This is a genomic window from Paraphotobacterium marinum, from assembly GCF_002216855.1.
Classification (GTDB): domain Bacteria; phylum Pseudomonadota; class Gammaproteobacteria; order Enterobacterales; family Vibrionaceae; genus Paraphotobacterium; species Paraphotobacterium marinum.
Genome location: NZ_CP022355.1, coordinates 1 through 21293 on the forward strand (window position 1 = coordinate 1; position 21293 = coordinate 21293).

Annotated in this window: 24 protein-coding genes; 13 read left to right on the forward strand and 11 right to left on the reverse strand. The window is 31.0% G+C overall.

Features of this window, described 5'->3' with window-relative positions; genetic code table 11:
• Window positions 1-1133: 1133 nt before the first annotated feature.
• Window positions 1134-1568 carry a glucosaminidase domain-containing protein gene (locus tag CF386_RS00005; protein WP_089072496.1) on the reverse strand — a complete coding sequence of 145 codons (435 nt, stop codon included), beginning with the start codon at window positions 1566-1568 and terminating at the stop codon, window positions 1134-1136.
• Window positions 1569-2119: 551 nt separating this feature from the next.
• Between CF386_RS00005 and CF386_RS00010 the strand changes: the two genes are divergently transcribed.
• The gene (locus CF386_RS00010; RefSeq protein WP_089072497.1) at window positions 2120-2641 is read left to right on the forward strand and encodes a helix-turn-helix transcriptional regulator; all 522 of its coding nucleotides are present in this window, start codon (window positions 2120-2122) and stop codon (window positions 2639-2641) included.
• Here the strand turns inward: CF386_RS00010 and CF386_RS00015 are convergent.
• The gene (locus tag CF386_RS00015; protein WP_089072498.1) at window positions 2638-2892 is read right to left on the reverse strand and encodes a hypothetical protein; all 255 of its coding nucleotides are present in this window, start codon (window positions 2890-2892) and stop codon (window positions 2638-2640) included. The two genes, CF386_RS00010 and CF386_RS00015, sit on opposite strands and share 4 nt — an antisense overlap.
• Window positions 2893-3176: 284 nt before the next feature.
• Between CF386_RS00015 and panP the strand changes: the two genes are divergently transcribed.
• The 6 genes from panP (at window position 3177) to artM (ending at window position 8965) form a co-directional block, all read left to right on the forward strand.
• Window positions 3177-4607 (forward strand): pyridoxal-dependent aspartate 1-decarboxylase PanP, encoded by a 1431-nt coding sequence (gene panP, locus CF386_RS00020; RefSeq protein ID WP_089072499.1) that lies wholly within the window; start codon window positions 3177-3179, stop codon window positions 4605-4607.
• Between the two features lie 347 nt (window positions 4608-4954).
• Window positions 4955-5959, forward strand: coding sequence for a substrate-binding domain-containing protein (locus CF386_RS00025; RefSeq protein WP_089072500.1), 1005 nt, complete (start codon window positions 4955-4957; stop codon window positions 5957-5959).
• Between the two features lie 168 nt (window positions 5960-6127).
• Entirely contained in the window at window positions 6128-6856 is a 729-nt protein-coding gene (locus CF386_RS00030; RefSeq protein WP_089072501.1) for an ATP-binding cassette domain-containing protein, read from the forward strand.
• Window positions 6857-6880: 24 nt separating this feature from the next.
• The gene (locus CF386_RS00035) at window positions 6881-7609 is read left to right on the forward strand and encodes an arginine ABC transporter substrate-binding protein (RefSeq protein WP_089072502.1); all 729 of its coding nucleotides are present in this window, start codon (window positions 6881-6883) and stop codon (window positions 7607-7609) included.
• On the forward strand, window positions 7606-8271 hold the full coding sequence (locus tag CF386_RS00040; protein WP_089072503.1) for an ABC transporter permease subunit: 666 nt from the start codon (window positions 7606-7608) through the stop codon (window positions 8269-8271). Before CF386_RS00035 ends, CF386_RS00040 begins: the two co-directional genes overlap by 4 nt.
• Before the next feature lie 16 nt (window positions 8272-8287).
• A complete protein-coding gene (gene artM, locus CF386_RS00045; protein WP_089072504.1) occupies window positions 8288-8965 on the forward strand; it encodes an arginine ABC transporter permease ArtM in 678 nt (225 codons plus the stop codon).
• On the opposite strand, the gene CF386_RS00050 is transcribed toward artM, so the two are convergent.
• Genes CF386_RS00050 through CF386_RS00090 form a run of 9 tightly spaced genes read right to left on the reverse strand, consistent with a single transcriptional unit; the run spans window position 8950 to window position 16686 of the window.
• The gene (locus tag CF386_RS00050; RefSeq protein ID WP_089072505.1) at window positions 8950-9384 is read right to left on the reverse strand and encodes a hypothetical protein; all 435 of its coding nucleotides are present in this window, start codon (window positions 9382-9384) and stop codon (window positions 8950-8952) included. The genes artM and CF386_RS00050 overlap by 16 nt on opposite strands.
• On the reverse strand, window positions 9381-10736 hold the full coding sequence (locus CF386_RS00055; protein ID WP_158522256.1) for a FliI/YscN family ATPase: 1356 nt from the start codon (window positions 10734-10736) through the stop codon (window positions 9381-9383). Before CF386_RS00055 ends, CF386_RS00050 begins: the two co-directional genes overlap by 4 nt.
• A gap of 18 nt (window positions 10737-10754) precedes the next feature.
• Window positions 10755-11129, reverse strand: coding sequence for a FliH/SctL family protein (locus CF386_RS00060; protein ID WP_089072507.1), 375 nt, complete (start codon window positions 11127-11129; stop codon window positions 10755-10757).
• Window positions 11072-11434 (reverse strand): FliH/SctL family protein, encoded by a 363-nt coding sequence (locus CF386_RS00065; protein WP_089072508.1) that lies wholly within the window; start codon window positions 11432-11434, stop codon window positions 11072-11074. Before CF386_RS00065 ends, CF386_RS00060 begins: the two co-directional genes overlap by 58 nt.
• Window positions 11431-12435, reverse strand: a complete 1005-nt coding sequence (locus CF386_RS00070; RefSeq protein ID WP_089072509.1) for a FliG C-terminal domain-containing protein — start codon at window positions 12433-12435, stop codon at window positions 11431-11433. Before CF386_RS00070 ends, CF386_RS00065 begins: the two co-directional genes overlap by 4 nt.
• Complete coding sequence (gene fliF, locus CF386_RS00075) at window positions 12428-14122, reverse strand: flagellar basal-body MS-ring/collar protein FliF (protein ID WP_089072510.1); 1695 nt, start codon at window positions 14120-14122, stop codon at window positions 12428-12430. Before fliF ends, CF386_RS00070 begins: the two co-directional genes overlap by 8 nt.
• Window positions 14123-14124: 2 nt before the next feature.
• Entirely contained in the window at window positions 14125-14454 is a 330-nt protein-coding gene (gene fliE, locus CF386_RS00080) for a flagellar hook-basal body complex protein FliE (RefSeq protein WP_089072511.1), read from the reverse strand.
• 12 nt (window positions 14455-14466) lie between these two features.
• Window positions 14467-15798, reverse strand: a complete 1332-nt coding sequence (locus CF386_RS00085; protein WP_089072512.1) for a sigma-54 dependent transcriptional regulator — start codon at window positions 15796-15798, stop codon at window positions 14467-14469.
• A gap of 3 nt (window positions 15799-15801) precedes the next feature.
• Window positions 15802-16686: a MotY family protein gene (locus tag CF386_RS00090; protein WP_089072513.1), complete on the reverse strand. Its 885-nt coding sequence runs from the start codon at window positions 16684-16686 to the stop codon at window positions 15802-15804.
• Window positions 16687-17096: 410 nt separating this feature from the next.
• On the opposite strand from CF386_RS00090, the gene CF386_RS00095 reads away from it, so the two are divergent.
• Genes CF386_RS00095 through flhB form a run of 6 tightly spaced genes read left to right on the forward strand, consistent with a single transcriptional unit; the run spans window position 17097 to window position 21238 of the window.
• A complete protein-coding gene (locus CF386_RS00095) occupies window positions 17097-17915 on the forward strand; it encodes a FliM/FliN family flagellar motor switch protein (RefSeq protein ID WP_089072514.1) in 819 nt (272 codons plus the stop codon).
• Between the two features lie 2 nt (window positions 17916-17917).
• A complete protein-coding gene (fliN, locus tag CF386_RS00100; RefSeq protein WP_089072515.1) occupies window positions 17918-18301 on the forward strand; it encodes a flagellar motor switch protein FliN in 384 nt (127 codons plus the stop codon).
• Between the two features lie 2 nt (window positions 18302-18303).
• Complete coding sequence (gene fliP, locus CF386_RS00105) at window positions 18304-19053, forward strand: flagellar type III secretion system pore protein FliP (protein ID WP_089072516.1); 750 nt, start codon at window positions 18304-18306, stop codon at window positions 19051-19053.
• An 8-nt stretch (window positions 19054-19061) separates the two neighbouring features.
• Window positions 19062-19331 (forward strand): flagellar biosynthesis protein FliQ, encoded by a 270-nt coding sequence (gene fliQ, locus CF386_RS00110; RefSeq protein WP_089072517.1) that lies wholly within the window; start codon window positions 19062-19064, stop codon window positions 19329-19331.
• A gap of 2 nt (window positions 19332-19333) precedes the next feature.
• The gene (gene fliR / locus CF386_RS00115; protein WP_089073729.1) at window positions 19334-20110 is read left to right on the forward strand and encodes a flagellar biosynthetic protein FliR; all 777 of its coding nucleotides are present in this window, start codon (window positions 19334-19336) and stop codon (window positions 20108-20110) included.
• A complete protein-coding gene (flhB, locus tag CF386_RS00120; RefSeq protein WP_089072518.1) occupies window positions 20111-21238 on the forward strand; it encodes a flagellar biosynthesis protein FlhB in 1128 nt (375 codons plus the stop codon).
• Window positions 21239-21293: the final 55 nt, after the last annotated feature.

The window sequence follows — 21293 nt, forward strand, 5'->3', positions numbered from 1 at the left end:
ATTTATAAACTTTAGTAGTTGGATGTACCAAATCCCAAAAGAAGCTACTTTCAGGATCATGCTCTATAGACAAACTTTCATCTAGTTGTTTTTGTCCCTTAATATCAAATCCACCCAGGGAATGAATACATGCAGAATTAATGTTCGTAAAACCATACTCATCTGCGTTTCAAATAATAATCTCATAAAATCAAATGAATCAAATAACGAAAGATTACAATCATCGAATTTACTTTTTAATTTAATGTGATTACCTCGTATTGATTTATTAATTTTGAATTACTCTATGTTGAAAAAATTTCTTTACAATTTTACAATCAATTTATCTTTTGATATTTTTTAAGTTAAAAAAAGGCGCTAGTGTTATATCAGGTAAAGTAGAGTACAAAATGTTTTTAGCACCCAATTCAATCAATTTTTCTATTTGTGAAAAATAATCTTTAGTTATTTTAAAAGGTAGCATAGGATGCAAATATGGGAAATCCCCTACTAAAGTAGTAAACAGGTTATTGCAGCCACCATTGATAATCACCAAGTCATTATTTGAAAATGATTGCTTTTTAGCATAATCTTTAATCTGTCTAGAGATAGGAAAAGAGTATTTCGTAAATTGTCTAGCAGGGTTATTATCTGATATTAAGGCACCACCAATAGCATAATTTTCTATCGATATTTCTTTTCATATTTTGTCTCTAAAATATCTCTTAGGTAATATGGAGCTGTAGGCCCATTAGAAAAAAGCCATCTGGACATACTTTAGAATTAAATTTTGAGATTCGACGAAAAATTATTTTTATCAAGTAGGCTATCACCAAATATAACAAATCTAGAAATCATTAATATCACTGTAATTTAGAAAGTTAAAATAAAATACACTGTTTTTTAGTGTAAATCAAGCTTTACTTTCTATCATATTGATATAAATTATTTGCATCCATAGTTACTTTTAGCCTTTGGTCATATTCTCCTTTTGTAATTCTGAGTAACTACCTAATGTTGATATAAGTGTTTGCCATTAATAGACACTCCTTGTCGTCTAGTTTATTACGTAGCATTCTAAACTCTTTAAACTTACTTCCTGTATTTAATATCATAAAGTATGACATTACACTTTGTTTAGGAACTAAATTTTGTCACTTCATTAATTGTTCCTGGAGAAGCATTCTTAGCCGGGATACCACAACCTGCTGTAAAACAGTGTTGTCCAAAAAATTATTTCCTTCAATAGAAAAACGAGACGTGCCCCAACCAGATTCCAGAGCAGCCTGAGCTATCATACTGACTGGAATTGTATTAATTCTTAATGTTAATTCTTTAATTTTTTGTGAATTATCCGAAGTCCCTTCGTTTAAGTTATATTTTTTTTCTAATTTACCCAAATCCTGTTTTTGTTTCTCAGATAATGTGTTGTTGTTATTAGAAACCGCAATATGATTTAATAACTTCTTATCTTTTAAAATGCTGTTATTAATTTCATTGATAATAGGAAGAAAATATTGGATAAATGCTTCTTTTCTTTTCGAAATTTCATTAATTGAAGTAAAATCTGGTTTTTCTATTTGTGTCATATGTTTTTTCAGGAGAGCAACTAAATAGAGAAGTAAGTAATACCCCAAAAAAAATTAACTTTGAAAAGATGTTTAAAATTTCATTGATTTTTTCCTTATCGATTAAAATCCATTATTATTTAAGTTTAATTAGCAATATCCACTTATATGATAATTAATCATTACATAGTTATAAATATTAATTAATAATAAAAATTAATAAATCATATATTTGTGCAATACCAATTAATTATTTCATGATTTAACTCATACTTTAATTTTTTTTGACATCTATATATAACAAGTTTATTATTTTTCCACGGACTTGACTGGCACTGCAGGTACCCATTTATGAAAAATAGCGAAAATGATTCAAACACATTAGTATATGGAACAAATATCCCTGTCCTATAAATAAAGTACTTATATATATTATTACCAAATGGGCAGTTTACAGCAATTAGCAACTCAAAAGAACTGAAAAACTTATATTGTGATCAAGCCTTTCATAGAGCAGATACAATCCATGATATTACTATAAGAAACAATAAAGAATTTATTCTTAGAAATGATTGTTCTCTACAAAAAAATATATTTCAAACAACAATATCAGAAAAGCTAGAAAAAATTGTTTTTATCATCAATATACTTCTTATCATACAAATCATGACTGCTCAATTGTTTTAATGGCTTTTTCTTCAGAAAAGATAAATAACCGACCACAAGAAATTTATGATAAAACTATCGGTTCTTTCAAAAAGCATTGTTATGATTTAGTCGAAAATTCTATTCCGACTATTTTATCTAAATTAAATGAATTAAAATTTTCTAGATTTGGTACAGACAAAACATTTAGACAACAAACAATTTTGAATGAAAATCATAATCAACATATTATTGATAATCTTACTAATAATGAAAAGAGTATTTTATATTGGGCCTCAAATGGTAAAACTTCTGAAGAAACAAGTTTTATTCTGGGTTTAACTAAGCACACCGTTCAAACTTATAGAAAAAAAGCTATTCAAAAATTAAATGCCAGCAACATATCTCACTCTATAAGTATAGCGAGGTCATGTAATATGATTGTTTAAATTTTATTTGAGGGTTTGTTTAGTGCTAAAGATTTAGCTGACTGTAACTTATCTAATTCTCGAGTTAACTCTTCAACTTTACTTTGAAGGTGGATCATATTCTTATTTAAAGTGTCTAGTTTTGAGTTTTTATTTTGAGTTATAGCTAACTGTCTTGATTTTAATGCATCAACTTCTGCTGAGACCTTTAAATAATTAAAGTAGATATAAAAGATATGGGTTGTCCCTGAAATAAAAATTATAATTAACAAAGCATTAAAAAATTTTTTCTCATAATGGAAAGTTCATAATTAAGCATTGTCTTAATCTTAGAATTAAAATAATAAATTTTACAAAAAAAAATTTTGATAATGTGAGCAAATACAATAGATAAACATTATGATTAATATTAATTTACAAAATTAAAAAACATTTTTTTTAAAAAACAAGTATCAAATCCTTTAGAATATCTCCATGAAAATATCATCAATAAAAACTATAAAATTGAAAATAGTTTAGAAGAAGATTTTATAAAAATAGTAATACAAAACATCAAATTCCAAAGGAAAGTCAAGTACACTCCTCTCATTTTATTAGGGATTTTAAATTAATTTTAGATAATTGCTCCCCTACATCCTCTCCATATTTTATTGGACACATGACTTCATCTTTACCAAATTTTTTACTAGAATTAGCAAAACTGATTACTGAAAAAAATCAAAATTTAGTCAAAGTTGAAACATCAAAATCTTTTACAAAAATGGAATTAGATTGTCTTTATATGCTACACAATTTAATTTATCAAAATCATGACTATTTTTATTCAGAAGTTAATTTGAACTCACAGTTTTCACTTGGAAGTTTTTGTTCTGGTGGCACGATTGCTAACCTTACCGCATTGTGGGCAGCTCGCAATAATCTTCTTGGTCCAAGCAAAAACTTCCAAGGTGTTCAATCTGAGGGAGTTGTAGCTGCTTTAAGGTATTATGGTTATAAAAATCTTGCAGTAATTGTTTCTGAAAGAGCACATTATTCCATCAAAAAATCAGTAGATATACTTGGGCTTGGTATTAATATCATTCATACGATACCAACAGATAAGGATCATAAAATACGTACTGACCTTTTAGAGCAAAAAATGAATGAATTAGAAAGTCAACAAATCAAAGTCCTCACTATTGTTGGAATTGCTGGATCTACAGAAACAGGACATGTAGATGATTTACTGACGATGTCAATTATCGCAAAAAAATATCAATGCCACTTTCATGTTGATGCCGCGTGGGGTGGTGCTACTATGACTTCAGCGCGCTACAAACATATTTTGAAAGGTATTGAGCAAGCTGATTCTGTAACGGTAGATGCTCATAAACAATTTTATATCCCTATGGGACTTGGCATGATTCTATTTAAAAAGCCACAATTGTCTAAAAATATTACACATCATGCAAATTACATTTTAAGGAAAAATTCTAATGATTTGGGTCGGTTTTCCATTGAGGGTTCAAGAAGTGGTATGTCTTTAATGCTCTACGTTTCTTTCAAAGTTTTTGGGCTCAATGGTTATGAACTTTTAATTAATGAAAGTATAGAAAAAGCCAAACAATTTAGTAGAATGATCAAAGAAAGCAAAAATTTCCAATTAATAACACATCCTGAATTATGTATTTTAACGTATAGGTATCTCCCTAATAAAATACAAAAATTAATTAATAGAGATAATAATGATTATATTCATACAAAAATTAATGATTTAAATGTTAAAATCCAAGAAAAACAGAAACAAAATGGTAATTCATTTGTTTCTAGAACAAAATTATTTAACTACCAGTATGGTTATACAATGGATGTTTTTAGAGTAGTACTAGCAAATCCATTGACGCAGGAAAAACATTTAAAAAAGATTTTACATGAACAAGAAAAAATAGGCCAAAACCTATTTGATACACTTGTAAAGTTTACTGAAAAAGAGTGCGAGTATAATTGAGAGTATAATTTCTTTAAATAAACATAGCGAAAATGAAGGTATTGCTTAGCAAAGTTTCTTCCTAAAGGACCTTCATAAATTATTTTTCTTAACACTTTACTTAATTTAATTCCTGAAAAATAATCTCTTTTATGTTGTGGAGAATCGCTAAAAAATTTGGAGCAATTGTCTAAACTAATATCTTGATAAGTCGATAAAATTAATGTGTTTTTTAGTTCGAGTGCAAAATTCTTGTTTGCTGAACTCAATTGGCTTTCAAAAAAAATAAAATATTTTAATAACTTGAGAAACGTATTTCTTCAGATATAATATATTACGCAAACGATTACCTTATAAAAGAACAACCAATGGCCACTATTAAAGATGTTGCGAGATTAGCGGGTGTTTCTACAACAACTGTTTCTCATGTTATTAATAAAACTAGATTTGTTGCAGAAGCAACCACTAAGAAAGTATGGGAATCTATTGAAGAACTTAATTATGCTCCCAGTGCTGTTGCCCGAAGTTTAAAATCTAATGTTACACGTTCATTAGGAATACTTGTAACTGATTCTTCAAATGCATTTTTCTCAGAGGTTATTCATAGCATAGAGTCTTACAGTTACAATTTAGGTTATACAATTACTCTGTGCAATACAGGCGATTCAAAAGAGAAATATAAAAATCATATTCAAATGTTATCTGAAAAAAGAGTTGATGGCATATTAGTTATGTGTTCTGAAGTAGACAATGAACTTATTAATTATCTTAAAAAGTTCTCCATTCCGCTAGTTATCATGGATTGGGCTAATAGCATGATAAATTTCAATAAAATACAAGATAACTCTGATGAAGGTGGCTTTTTAGCCACACAATATTTAATTAACAAAGGACATAAGAAAATTGGTTGTTTAACTGGTGGCATAGATAAACATATCTCAAATCAAAGATTTTTAGGCTTTAAAAAAGCGATGCTTGAATCAGGCTTAGAAATCAAAGATGAATGGATTTTTCATGGAAATTTTGAATTTGATTCGGGTATTTCAACTGCACAAATAATTAATGAAATGCCTCAAAAGCCTACCGCTATTTTTTGTTTCAACGATGCTATGGCAATGGCACTGATAAGTAAACTTACTGATTTAGAATTTGTTATTCCAAAAGAATTTTCAATAATAGGCTATGATGATATCGTTTATGCTAAATATTACAATCCACCCTTAACGACTATTGCTCAACCAAAATCTGAACTTGGCGTTAAAGCCATAGAACTATTAATAAACAAAGTTCAAGAGAAGGAAACTAGCGAAGCTGGAACAATTCATATATATCCGAAATTAATAGAAAGAAAATCAGTTATTTCTTTAGAATAAATTGTATCTAAACAAGTGATATATAAATAAAACTAACACTTTTTTAATTTTACGCTATTCCAAAAACTTCTTCTACCAAAAACAGTATATTTTTTTTATGAAAAAATATTGCATAAAAATGTAATTTGTATACCATACTTGTAATATTTAATCATAATAAATTACAAGATGGAATTAGAAGTTAAAAACTTAAGTAAAAGTTACGGCTCTTTTGAGGTTTTAAAAAACATCAATTTTAAATGTTTTCCTAAAGATGTACTTGTCATTTTGGGACCCAGTGGTTCAGGTAAAAGTACCTTATTGAAAACATTGAATCTTCTTGAATTGGCACAAGATGGAGAACTTGAAATATCTGGCCAGTCATTCAATTTCCAACAGAAGATCAATGAAGAACAAAAAATTTCTCTCAGAAAAAAAGTAGGGATGGTTTTTCAGCAATATAACTTATGGCCACACTTGAAAGTCCTAGATAATTTAACTGCTGCACCCATAAAAGTACTCAAGCAAAATAAAAAAGATGCAAGAATTAAAGCAAAAGAGCTCCTAACACAACTAGAAATTCAGGATAAATTAGACAGTTGGCCTCTACTCTTATCTGGCGGTCAACAACAACGAGTTGCAATTGCGCGTGCTTTAATGATGGAGCCAGATGTTCTTTTATTTGATGAGCCTACAGCTGCGTTAGATCCAAAAATCACCAATCAAGTCGTGAAAATAGTCAATGATTTAAAGCATACAGAAATCACACAAATTATTGTGACACATGAAGTTGAATTTGCGAAAAAAATAGCAACTCATGTGCTATACCTTGAGGATGGCAAAGTTATCGAATATGGAGATCAGTCTATATTTAATAACCCTCAGACTGAAAAATTCAAGCATTATCTTAATATGTAATTACAAACTAAAAAAGGAAGCTTTATGAAAAAAATATTTTTAATCCTAAGTTTATTTTTATCTTCAACGGCATTTGCTTCGCAAACCATAAAATTTGCTACAGAAGCAAGCTATCCTCCATTTGAGTATACAAACCAAAAAGGTGAAATTATTGGCTTTGACATTGATATTGCTAAAGCATTATGTTCACAAATTAAAGCCAAATGTACATTTACAAATCAATCTTTTGATAGTTTAATTCCTGCTATCAAATTTAATCGCTATGACGCAGCAATATCAGCTATGGATATCACCGCTGAAAGAAGCAAACAAGTAAGTTTTAGTGATCCCTATTACGACAATGCAGCAGAATTCATTGCGATAAACCCAAAAGATAAATCTATAAATGACCTTAAAGGGAAACGTGTTGGTGTGCAAAATGGTACCACGCATCAAAAATACATTAATGAAAATTTAAAAGATATTATAACTGTGCCCTATGACAGTTATCAAAATGCATTGATTGATTTAAAAAATGGAAGAATCGAGGCTGTTTTTGGAGATACTGCCGTATTAAACGAATGGCTTAAGAAAGATAATAAACTTCATATTGTGGGAGATAAGGTAACTGATAAAAATTATTTTGGTAATGGATTGGGTATTGCCGTCAACAAATCAAACACAAAATTATTAAATCAACTAAACAAAGCGCTTGCGACCATCAAGTCTAATGGCACATATCAAAAAATTTATGATAAGTATTTTAAACAATGATACTTTTTGATTATGCACCCATCATATTAAATGCAACCTGGATTACTATCCAGATTGCATTATCTAGTCTTTTGATTGGACTAATTCTATCGTTGATTTTTACGGGACTTGAGTTCAGTCCCTATAAAATCATTAAATGGCCAACTTTCCTTTTTGTCACAATGATAAGAGGTCTCCCAGAAATGTTAATTATTTTATTTATTTTTTTTGGGTTAACTGAACTTATCTATTTATTAACTGGAGTATATATTGAATTAAGTCCTTTTTGGTCTGGGACAATTGCTTTATCTTTAATCTTCGCATCTTATGCATCTCAATCTATCAGAGGTGCATTAAAAGCAGTTTCAATAGGCCAAAAAAATGCAGCTTTATCATTGGGGTTTAAAAAAACCTCAATCTTCTTTTATTTTATTTTACCACAAGCCATTCGACATGCTATTCCAGGTCTAACAAATCAATGGCTTGTGCTATTAAAAGACACTGCACTTGTATCATTAATTGGTGTAACTGAATTATTAAAACAATCTCAACTTATTGCTACGGCTACGCAACAAAGCTTCAATTGGTATGCAATTGTTGCTGTTATCTATTTATTTATTAGCTTTATATCTAAATGTTTAATAAATAAAATAGAAAAAAAATATAGTCTTCAAGGATCTTAGATATGGAGTTTTATGTATGACCTATCAACTTTTTTTTCAGATGCTTTCAGGACTAATCACTAGTATTGAATTAACTTTCATTTCTATCTTTGTGGGGTTTGTTTTAGCAATAATCATTACAATTGTTATTATAAAAAAAACACCCATACTTGAAAGTTTACTTAATGGCTTTATTATTGTATTTACGGGTACACCTCTTCTGGTACAAATTTTCTTGATTTATTATGGACCAGCTCAATTTGATTGGATCAAGTCAAGTTTTATTTGGCCATGGCTAAGTCAGCCGTGGTATTGTGCCATACTAGCACTTTCATTAAATACTAGCGCATATACTTCGCAACTATTTAAAGGCGCCTTTAATGCTATTTCAAAAGGTCAATGGGACTCTTGTAGTGCCTTGGGTATGACAAAGTATCAATCAATAAAATTGTTATTACCTTTTGCAATAAAACGTTCAATACCAGCCTATTCAAATGAGGTAATACTTGTATTTAAAGGCACTTCTTTAGTTAGTACTATTACGATAATGGATTTAATGGGTTACACTCAAAGAATAAATGCTCAGACTTATGATACCCTTGTTGTTTTTGGCATTGCTGGGGCTCTCTACTTAACCGTTAATGGAATATTTTCCATGATCTTTAGATACATTGAACACAAAGTTCTGGTTTTTGAAAATCATTCAAAAAAATAATTACATATAAAAAAATTGACTTGATTATTGCTTTCCGCACTTTTAAGTCTTTTTTTATTTTGTAAACTCAAACTCTTCATTTTTGCATTTAAAACTTTCTGCTTTTTTATCATCTTATTCATTTTATTTTTGATAATATTTTGTTCAATCTCTAATTGTCCAATCTTACTGTAGCACTCATTTATATTATGCAAAACCTGATATTTATAGAAGCCATTATTCAAAGCATTAAAGTGATGTTCTCTTTCATTCAAGTTTAAATGAAGATTAACTCCATAATTTCTTAAAAACTCAAGATTTTGATGTTCTTTGTTTATTTTGTAATTAATTATTTTAACTAAATGATTTAATTTTGAAAAATCCATGCCATTAATTTTTTGATACAACTGAATTTGTAGTATTTTCTCGTTATAATTCATAATGTATCCGTCATAGAGTTCTTTCGTTTAAAATGAAACTTAGCTAATAGTTCCACCATTAGCTGAAAAGTTTGCTCATAAGAAAAAAAATCACATGATTTTTGATTAAAAAAAGCATCAAAATAACTTTGAAATTTTAATATTTTATCTAACTCCTCATCCTCTCCTGCTTTATATGCACCTAAAGTAATTAAATCTCTATTTTTATAATATTTAGCCATGAGCCTTTTAAATAAATTACTCATTTCCATATGTTCATCTTTTACAATAGATGGCATACATCTGCTTATTGACTCAATAATATTTATTGCGGGATATTGTCCATTCATTGCTAATTCTTTATCTAAAAAAATATGTCCATCTAAAATACTGATAGACGCATCAACAACTGGATCGGATACATCTCCTGTCTCTCTTAACAACGAATATATGGCCGTCAGGGAACCCGAGCTTTCACTACCATTACCAGATTTTTCTAATAAATAAGAAATGGATGCAAAGACTGATGCTGGGTAACCCTGAGAAACAGGCATTTCTCCAAGACTCAAGGCAACTTCTCTTTTAGATTGAGCATATCGAGTTAAAGAATCCATTAAAAGTAAAACATTCATCCCTAAATCTCTGTAGTAAACAGCTATATTATGAGCGAGTTCAGCTGCTTTCATTCGTAATAATGGCGATTCACTTGCTGGAGCAGCAATAACAATGGATCTTTGCAATCCATCCTTTCCTAGTGTGGATTCAACAAAATCCTTCACCTCCCTTTCTCGCTCTCCTATTAGAGCAATTATCACTATGTCGACATTACTTTGTTTTGCTAACATGCCAATTAGCGTGCTTTTACCGACCCCACTTTCGGCAATTAGAGCAATTCTTTGTCCAGTACCAATTGTTAATAACCCATTAATACTTTTGATACCTACATCCAGAATATTTGATACAGTTTTTTTCAATAATGGATTAATCTTTTGAGGCTTAAAGTCAACATAAATATTTTTATGAGCAGCTTCTGAAATCACTTCACCATAACCATTAATTACTTTTCCACACCAATTGGTACATAGACGATTTTCTAAATTAATTTTTGAGCGATAAATTTTAGCACCTGAATAAATACCATCTAACAAATCAAGAGGCATTAAAAAAGCTGTGTCATGATCAAACCCGACAACTTGAGCTTGTATTCTGATATTTTCTGAATTTTCAACAAAATAAACTTCGTTTAATTTAAACTTACAACCTTTCGCATGATAGATTAATCCTTGGACCTTAATTACTTTTCCAATAATTTTAGCTACAGGGATTTTTCGAACTTCATCAATTGCTTGTTGGTATTTAAGAATATCTATCAACTTTGACTCCAAATATCTTTAACTAGATTTTATATTTTCGTTTATGGAATCAATACAGCTTTTTAGACGTTCCTTATAATTAATGTTGGCTTCGTTACTTTCACTGACCAATTTACATGAACATTCATCTAAAGATTCATCTGGCAATAACTTCCATTTCTCTGGAATATTAGGCTGTATTTGCGAAATGCGCTTAAGTACATTAGGATTTAATAAAATTTGAATGGGCAAATGATCATCAGGCATTGTATCAATCGTTTCTTCAACTAATTTTAATATTTGTTGTGGCTGAAGTGTCAGCTCAGCTTGAATGACTTTTTGTGCAATACTTAATACTAAATCACAAAGCTCTTGTTGCTGCCTTTTATTTTTTTTATGTGTAGCTCTGATAATTTTTCTTTAATTTCAGTAACAACTTGAATGATATCATTCAGATTTGCATGAGCTTCTTGTTCTCCGTTCGCATAACCTTTTTGATAACCTTCTTTATTTCCTTGAATTGTACCCTGCTCAAAACCTTTTAAATTACCGCTCTCATATCCCTTGCTGAAACCTTCTTTATGCGCCTCTTCTTTAAGAGTTATGAGTTCAGAATCATGAATGAATTGTTCTGATACTTCTTCAAAACCATCATTATTATGTGAAGTTTGACTTTTGGGAAAAAGATAAGATTTAACATTCTTTGAAATTTCACTCATTCTACCGTTTCCTCTTGATATAAGGATAAATCAATTTCTCCATTGTCGGAAAGTTCACGTACTTTATTCATTATATCTTCGCGTGCTTTATTAACCTTACTAAGAGGCACAGCACCTTTTCTTTCCATTTCATCTTCTAAAGTTTCAACCGTCCTCTCAGGCATCACTTCTTTAATTCTAGAAACCAAACTACTATCACATCCTTTGAAGGCAACAGACCATAGACTTAAGTCTATTTCTTGAATTAAACGATTTAGAACTTTATCACTTTGACGTTCTAAAATTACAAATGCGAACATATTTTCTTCTATTTCATGAACAATTCTTTCATCATGAGATTTAAGTGTCTCCATTATTTTATTTCTATCACCATCAAAATGATTCAAAATATCAGCAGCATATTTAACGCCTTTAATATTTTTTGAGGTTGTTTTGGAAAAGTTAACAACTGCTCTTTCAACCAACTCTATTAAATCTGTAATCACTTCATGTTCAATATCTTTTAGCTTAGCTATCCTAATAATAACTTCATCTTGCAATTCATTTGGCATGTACTTTAATATTAATGAAGATCTTTCTGATGGCATATGCGCAAGAAAAATCGCTTGGATTTGAGGATGCTCATTTAAAATGAAGTGGGCAATTGATTTAGGATCGACCCACTTTAATGGTTCCATTTGTTCCTTAATCTCATCTCCGTAAATATCAGCAAGAAGACCTTTTGCAGCATTTTTTCCAAATGCATTGTTTAAAGTTTGAGTCAAATAATCCTTTGAAGCTCCTGATATTCCACTATGTTCACTAAAATCATTAAAAAAACTTTCAATAACCACTTTTGCATCTTCCATTTTAATGCCTTGAAGACGGGACATTTTATGGGTGATGCTCTTTATTTCATCTTGGCTAAATTTTTTTAAAACTTCAGAAGCAGCTTCATTTCCCATTCCCAACAATACTAAAGCTGTTTTTTCTACATTACTAAAATTGCTTTGTTTAGTCATTTCTCTTTACCCATTGCTTTAAAACTTCTGCTACTTTTTCAGGTTCTTCCTTAGAAATTAAAGCCAAATGTTGGAGCTGAACTTCCAATGGGGAACCAACCGGTGGTAAAAACTTTGTTGTATTATCTCTATTAATACCTTGTTCTTTTAATCTTCTATCTAATTCTTTTTGACGTTCAATTTCTTCTTTAGTTTGCAAATTAGAATCGTATTCCTCTGCAACGTCCAACTCTCTCGCAGAATTATCAAGACGCGTGAAATGCTTAATCAATGGTTTTAAGACAAAGAAAATCATTGCAAGTCCTAAAATACCTCCAATTAAATATCGCATAGGTTTATGTAATGATGCATCCTGCCACCAGGGTATGATAGGTTCTTGTGGTATGCTCATAGCGGTAAAAGGAAAAGTTTGGATACTTATATTGTCACCTCTAGCATTAGATATTCCAACTGCCTCAGCAACCATATTTTTAATTTCTGTTAATTGGGGTTGGGTCCATGCTTCTCCGTTTGGTGCGCTATTTGAATTCAAAAGCACAGCAACGTTTAAGTAATTAATTTGTCCTTGTTGGTATTGAGTAAAAGTAACTTTTTTACCCAGTGCGTACTGACGATTTAACTCACTCCTCTCTGATGTGTTTTTATTATCGTTGTTTTCCTGTTCAGTATTGGGAGTAACAGGAGGCTGATTACTGAGCGATCCTGGTATTCCAATTGCTATTTTATCAATAGAGTTATCATTCACACTTTGTTCGGATTGTACGACTGGATCAGGATCTATTTGTTCACGGGTTTCTTCTGTTTTATTAAAATCAATATCGGCTGTAGTTTGGACCCTAAAGTTACTCATTCCTAAAATGGGAGTTAACATATCAGAAGCTCTTTTAATAACTTCTTTTTCTACTTGTTTTTGGTAGTTAATATATTTAGAGCTTAACTTGGAGAATGATTCACTTGTGATATCAGAGCTTAAAAGTCTTCCATATTGATCAACTACTGAAACATTATTCGGACTCAAACGGTTTACACTTCCAGATACTAAGTTAATAATAGATTCAACTTGCTCAGGCTTTAATTCTTGTCCAGCTTTTAATTGCACCATGACTGATGCGGTAGGTGTTTCGGTACTTTGTCTGACAAATAATGTTTCCTTGGGTATAGCTAAATGAACTCTAGCATTTGTAACCATGGATAAAGACATTATTGTTTTAGCTAATTCTCCTTCGAGTCCATGTCGATATTTTGCATTTTCTATGAACTGACTTGTGCCCAATGAAGAGCTATTATCTAAAGTTTCTAATCCAGAAGGAAGTTGGGCTTTAATCCCTTTTGCTGCTAAAAGCATCCTAATTTGTGAAATATCATTTTCATTCACTAAAACTTGTCCAGTATTATTATCTAAACGATATTTTATACCTTCTCCATCAAGAATATTGATGATTTCACTATTTTCATAACGCTCGCTGCTTCCATATAAAGGTCTAAATGTATCACTTGCACTCCAAAGCGACATGACAATAATAGCAGCCACTATTGCTGCAATAATTGCGGAAATGAATAAATTTCTTTGTTGGCTGTTCCAAATTTCTTTCAACTTAACTTTCATTGATTGAAATCTTCTAGAAACATTCAATTCAGCTTTACCCTTTGGTAGGTGATTTGCATCTCTAACAATATTTTCGCTCATAATCAAACCGGCATTTTATAAATTTCTTCAAAAGCAGTCACAAGTTTATTTCGGACTTCCATTAACCCCGAAAAAGATAAACTTGCCTTCTGTGTTGCAATCATAGCGCCAACTAAATCATCACTTTTTCCAGTTTCAATGGCAGTGACTTTAGATGATGCGAATTTTTGATGGTCATTCACATTATTTAATACCTGAGACATAATATCTTTAAATTGAATTTGGTTGTTTTGGGTAGATCCTATTAAAGCCAAATTATTCTCTGAGATTTGACTCTTTATTTGGTTCATTTGAGATAAATGATTCAAAAAAGCAGGATTAATTTTTTCCATTATAACCTCCATCTAAGAAAGAACTTGATTCTTAAAGTTAATATCTATACCTTTGGATTTCATATCTGCAAGTTTATACCTTAAAGCTCTTGTGGATATCCCAAGTGACTTTGCAGTAATTGTTCTATTACCTTTTGATTTTTTCAGCTCATCTAGGATATATCTAAACTCTACTAATTTTTTTGAATTGACAACTTGTGATTGTATGCAATCGGTTTCCACTGGATTCGAATTCATGGAAATAGAGGCAATGGGAAGATTTAAATCTTCTGGATAAATTTCTGCACTATGTCTTAAAATAATTGCTCTTTGGATGGTGTTTTCTAATTCACGAATATTCCCAGGCCAATGATACTCAGTGAGTAAAGATTCTGATTCTCTTGATAATTCACAAACTTCATTTTCTTCAACATACTTTTCTATAAAATAATATGCCAATGGAATAATGTCTTCTTTTCTCTCTCTTAATGGGAGCCACTGAATGGGAAGAACATCTAGTCTGTAATATAAATCCTCCCTAAATTTATTGTCTTTAACGGCCTGCCTCAGATCTTTGTTCGTGGATGCAATGACTCTTACATTTAATTTAATAGGCTTGCCTGAGCCAATTTTATCTACCTCTTTTTCTTGAAGTACTCTTAATAACTTAGCTTGCAACGTTAAACTCATTTCAGCTATTTCATCTAGTAATAATGTACCATTTTGTGCTTCTTCAAATTTACCTTTTTGGTTTTGAATAGCTCCAGTAAAAGCACCTTTAAGATGTCCAAACAAAATAGCCTCTAACATTGTTTCAGGAATCGCAGCACAATTAACTGAAATAAAAGGTTCATCTCTTCTTGATGAGTATTGATGGATATATTTTGCAAGCACTTCCTTACCGGTTCCAGATTCACCTGTTAGCAATATAGTAGCATCAGTATTTGCTGCTCTCTGAGCTAGCTGTAATACCTGTTTGCTTTTCCATGATGAAGCGATCATCATTTTCCCTGGCGATAAATGCTCGAAAGTCCTATTTAAGATGTTTTTTATTTGCTGTATTGAAAAAGGAGGATGTAAATAGTCAATTGCACCTTGATGCATCGCTTGAGCAACAAGCTCCGAATTTCTTGGTGTAATAACTATAACATTATATGAATTTTCTTTTACTTTATTCAGTGACATCCATTTGAGATGTTCATTTGCATTAATGGTCAAATCAATAAAGACAATTGACTTTTGAGGAGGATATTTTAATAAACCTAATTCATTTATTGGATAAATATCTACTCCATTTTCAGAGATAATTTTTATTATATTCTGACTAGATTTAGATAATTCAGAAATATAAACACCTATATCCATATATTACCTCAACTTCTCATCTGATTTTGACCAATCTTTCAAAACACGAATGGTTACTCTTCTGTTAATAGATAGACCTTTTTTAGTATTATTTTTAGCGATTGGATAACGATCTCCATGAGCTCTAATTTCTAATAAGTCCTTACTAACCCCATAATCAATTAAATAGGTTGCAACATCATCAGCACGCTCTTTAGACAATTGCAAGTTTGCTATAGCATTACCAATATTGTCTGTATGACTATCAATTAATATTTTTTCAATTTGATTATCCGCTTCAAGATAATCAATTAAATTATTTAAGGTGTTTTTTTGATTACTGCTGAGTTTTTTTTGGCCAGAAGAATAGTTTAATACTAAATCGCGAACATCTTTATATCCCAGTTTAGGTAGATTTCTGCGACAGTTATTAAACTGATTTAACGAGTTAATTAAATGAATATTTGATATATTTACTCTGAAAAGCTCCTTCGCTTTGGTATCAAAAAAAATCAAACTCATCCAATTTCCTTTGCCCATTTGATCTATTAGCCTTGTTATTTCATTTCGCGATTCATATATAATTCTACTTTTTCGAAGAGTCTCACGTTTAATTTCTTCAAGCGTTAAACTTTCATTCCATGATGGCCGCATTAAATAAAGTATGATATAGGATGCATTTTTTAAAGGATTATAGGTTTTCATTTCAAGTGCGAGTGGTTTGTTGGGTTCCAAGTTAAAGCTGATTTGTCCAAATCGTTCGACATTTGTATAAAGCTCACAGTAAAACTTTGAGCCTTTAAATTCCCACTTAACCAAGTCGAGTGGTGTTTGATAAGTCACGCCCTGCGCTAATTTTGGAATCATAAAAAAAACTAATAAAAAAAGATTCCTTCTAAAATTGAACATATTAAAATTCAACTCCTGTTTTATGAAAAACCATTCACAAAATGCGTAAATTTAACTCTAGTAGATAATTTAATATATACCTAATTTTTTTAGCAAATTAATGTGTCAAGTTATTGACATTTATATATTTTTTTAAATTTAAACTTGATGCAAATCTGTCAATATTTTGACATTTTTTACCCGTACACATTTTAAAAAATACCATTAAGCACATTTTTGAAAATAAACTATATTTTATTATGTTTTGTAATTGTTTAGTAAATTCTTTCAGAGAGAATCACAAATTCAATTAAAAAAAATAAACGATATAGAAATCACTCACAAATATTTTTTTATAACAAAACAATTAAGTTTTATTTTTGTAAAATGTAAACAACACATTAACTTTACTTAAAATTGGATGTGCTAAAATGGGCAAAATAATCTTGGATGATAAAGAAAAAAAACTACCTAAACTTCAAAATGAATATCTCGGACATTCAATACATATTATAAAAAACAAATTAATAACCATATTTAATACAGAAAGACCGAGTATCAAAAAAGATATAAAACAAAGTTTAAATCAAACCATTAACGTATCCGTGGATGAAATCACAATTGAACATCAGTCCGATATACTCAATTTTTTAACCCACTCACCATCTTACCTTAAACATCAGCTTCAAGGTTTTGCTTCAGGTTACATGTCTAAAAAAGTACTCTTGTTTTTTTCAGATCATTTTTATCAGTCCGATGTTTTTCGTATTAGCAATGCACCTATCACAAACAGTGATTTGAGATTCCAAGAGAAAATTACTAAAGTTTTACTTTCATACATAGCTCCCAAAGATATGTGGGAGGTATCTAAGCCCAAAGCTGACACTGGTTTAGGACTCAAAATAACCTTTAATATTGAATGTGAACAATTACAGGATCAAATGGTTGTATTTTTAGATTCTAAAATAATAAGTGTTTTAGAGAAAGAAACAGATATTTTAATGCCACGTGAAAAAATCATACAATGCCTTCATAAAAATTTAGAAACCATACCTATTAAGGTCTCTGCGACCTTAACACAAAAATCTATGAAGCTTAGTGATGTTTTAAAATTAAAAGAAAATGACATCATCGAAACTGACTTATTTAGTTCAATTCCCATACATGTAGGTTCTTCGCAACTATTTGAAGGAAAAATCGTAGAAAAAGATAAACAATTAATTATCGTAATACAACAAGAAAGGAGCTGATTATGAACCCTAATGATGAAGAAAAATTAAACCTTGATGATGATGCCTTAAATTTTGACGATGCAGAATTAAATTTTGATGATTTACAAATCGAACAAAACTCTGAATCTCCTAACTTAAATATCTCCAAAAAAAATATCAATTTTTTTAAAAACATTCCCGTTACGGTTACTTTAGAAGTATCCAGTGCAACAATCCCTCTTGGAGATTTGATGAATGCTGCAGAAGGTAGTGTGATTGAGTTAGATAAAATTAATGGGGAACCGTTAGATGTAAAGGTTAATGGCACTTTATTAGGGCATGCCGAAGTCGTCATTATTAATGATAAGTATGGACTTCGTATAACACAAATCAACGACAATTCTTTAGATGACTTGGAAAGTTAAATATGCTCACATCATGGAAGATCATTATAACTATAGGAATATGGTTCTTTTCTAGCTCGCTGTATGCCGAAACTAGCACTTCCGGGCTAAATATTTTAACCGTTACAGATGGTGACACTCAACAGGAATATAGTGTTAAACTTCAAATCTTACTTTTGATGACAGCACTGAGTTTCATTCCTGCCTTTATTCTCATGACAACCTCATTTACTCGAATTATTGTGGTACTGGCTATTTTAAGGCAAGCTTTGGGACTTCAACAAAGTCCGCCGAATCGAATTCTAGTTGGAATTGCTCTAGCTCTGACTATTTTAATCATGCGTCCAGTATGGACAAAAATATATAACGAGGCCTTCACTCCATACGATCAAGGTAATATTACATTAGTTCAAGCTTTTGGTGTTGCAGAAAAGCCCATACGAGATTTTATGCTCAAACAAACGCATAAATCTTCCTTAGAGCAAATGCTCAAAATAGCAAAAGAGCCATTAAATCAAAAAGCAGAAGATATATCCTTTTCAGTTCTGTTACCTGCTTTTGTCATAAGTGAGCTCAAAACTGCTTTTCAAATAGGGTTTATGTTATTTATTCCATTTCTAATAATTGATTTAATTGTTGCTTCAATTTTGATGGCCATGGGTATGATGATGTTGTCACCTCTTATCATTTCTCTTCCCTTTAAAATTATTTTATTTGTTTTAGTCGATGGTTGGTCAATGACGGTTGGCTCCTTGACTGCAAGCTTTGGATAGGACCGATTATGACTCCAGAGAATGTAGTAGATTTAATCTCCCAAGCCATGTGGCTCATTATAATTATCGTCTCTGTTATTATTGTACCCAGTCTTATAGTAGGCTTGATTATTGCTATCATTCAAGCAGCAACACAAATTAATGAACAAACCTTAAGTTTTCTGCCCCGTCTTATCGTAACTTTTTTAATGATAATTTTTTGTGGTCATTGGTTTTTTGAAAAGTTAATGTCTTTTTTTAATCAGCTATTCATGACAATTCCTGGAATGATTGGATGAATATTGTTATAACAAGTGCTGAAATAACAAGTTTATGGGGAGCCTTTTGGTGGCCCTTTGTTAGAATTGGGGCTGTTCTTTTATCGATGCCTTTTTTTGGTGATGCGCTCATCTCAGTACGTATTCGGATCGGTTTAACTCTCTGTTTGGCTTTTTTAGTTTATCCTTTTGTGCCAACCATGCCTGTAATAGAGCCCCTCTCGTTACAAGCACTTTATCTCACTTTAGAACAAATCTTATGGGGCTTTTTCTTTGGGTTGATCCTGCATCTTCTTTTTACCACTTTAACCATGCTCGGACAAATGATTTCACTTCAAATGGGTCTTGCAATGGCGGTCATGAATGATCCGGTCAATGGGATGAGTGTGCCCATTATCAGTCGTCTTTTTCTTATTTTTTGTACTCTTTTATTTTTATCCATGGATGCACACCTTCTTGTCATTCAAATTTTAGTCAACAGTTTCCAAATTTGGCCTATTGGATCTGGAATTACTGATAATAGCCTTACTTTAATTTTAAAAATTTTTGGCTGGACAATTTCCGCTGCTCTGGGACTGGCTCTTCCAACCATTATTTGTATGCTTTTAACAAATGTTGCTTTTGGTATTATGAACCGCGTATCTCCCAGCTTTAATATTTTTGCTCTAGGTTTTCCAATGACGATGTTAGTTGGTTTATTTAGCATGCTACTATCGGCAAGTAATATCCCGAGTAAATATAATGATTTTGTGGTTCAGACATTAGATTGGCTGACCTATTATAATCAGGGGGCTCCATAAATGAGTGACCAGCCTGCACAAGAAAAAACAGAAAAAGCCACGCCCCACAAACAGCAAAAAAGCAAACGTGAAGGCCAAACAGTCCGAGCAAAAGAGTTTGTAACAGCCTTAATTTTCATCATAGTTGGCGGTTATTTTTTTATACAATTACAACGTATTTATGATGGTTTAAAAGCTATTTTTGGTTTAAATTTTCAGTTTACTAAGGATGATTTGAACAGTCCCTGGCGTGCTTTTGAATTTTTCGGGGAAAGTTTAGGGTTATTAATTGATTTATTAATACCAATCTTTATTGTCATATTCTTTGCGACTTTACTTGGTAATTTAATAATAGGTGGCTGGATTTTTAATTTTAAAAACGTCCATTTTAAAACAGAAAAGTTAAATCCATTTAAGGGCCTCAAAAGAATGTTTTCTTCGAAATCGCTCGCAGAGTTGATTAAATCCATTATTAAAGTGTCTCTAATTGCAACTATTTTATATTTATATTTAGCGTCTCATATCAGTGAGCTCATTGCTACACAAAGGATGCCTCTTATTCAAGGCATCATTTTTGTGTTAGAAATGTTTTTAACAGGTATTTTAATGATGGGAGCTGTTCTCATTATTGTCGGCATCCTCGATATTCCATACCAGAAATATGAGCATAATAAACAATTAAAAATGACAAAGCATGAAGTAAAAGAAGAGATGAAGCAAAATGATGGTAAACCCGAAGTTAAACAAAAAATAAGACAACTTCAACAACAGTTTGCCAGACGTCAAATTAATAAAACTGTCCCAGATGCAAATGTTGTGATCACAAACCCAACCCATTATGCGGTTGCTATAAAATATGATCCCAGTGTTACCGATGCTCCGTATGTAGTTGCCAAAGGAATTGATGAAACTGCCCTTTATATTCAAAAAATTGCCAAAGCAAATGCTGTTGAAGTGATCCAATCAGCACAACTTGCTCGCTCTATTTATCATACGACTCATTTAGAGCAAAAAATTCCTAATCAATTATTTACGGCAGTTGCACACATACTCGCATACATTTTACAACTTAAATCATATCGAGAAGGTAAAGGAAACAAACCCTTAGATTTACCTGTTTTTCATATTGATCAAAAACTTAGATATTAAGGATGGCCTATGTTCAGTTGGTTTACAAAAGCAAAAAATAAACATCAAATATATT